The organism is Gluconobacter sp. P1D12_c, assembly GCF_018812105.1.
Classification (GTDB): Bacteria; Pseudomonadota; Alphaproteobacteria; order Acetobacterales; family Acetobacteraceae; genus Gluconobacter; species Gluconobacter oxydans_A.
In genome coordinates this window covers 1-371 of record NZ_JACSIQ010000807.1, presented here as the reverse complement: position 1 = coordinate 371, position 371 = coordinate 1, and the positions used below count along the sequence as shown (strand labels likewise).

The window sequence follows — 371 nt, the reverse complement described above, 5'->3', positions numbered from 1 at the left end:
GAGATGTTCCGCCCTGATCTGGAGCTGGCTCTGGCCTAATCAGACGGAAGTAAAGGCGGACGTCCGACGTTTGATCCGGTGCTGATGTTCAAAATTCTGGTCATCCAGACGTTGAACACTTTGTCTGATGAACGGACAGAGTATCTGATCAACGACCGCCTGTCGTTCATGCGCTTTCTGGGATTGGGGCTGTCGGACCGCGTGCCGGATGCCAAAACGGTCTGGCTGTTTCGTGAGCGTTTGACACAGGCGGGTGCCATTGAAAGGCTGTTTGACCGATTTGACGCGACCCTGCGGAACGCCGGTTATCTCCCGATGTCCGGCCAGATCCTGGATGCAACACTGGTGGCTGCTCCAAAGCAGCGCAATAC

General features: G+C 55.8%; 1 pseudogene. It reads left to right on the top strand.

The annotated features are described in order from the left end of the window. Positions 1 to 371, top strand: a pseudogene (locus KP705_RS19295) (transposase); the annotation flags it as partial.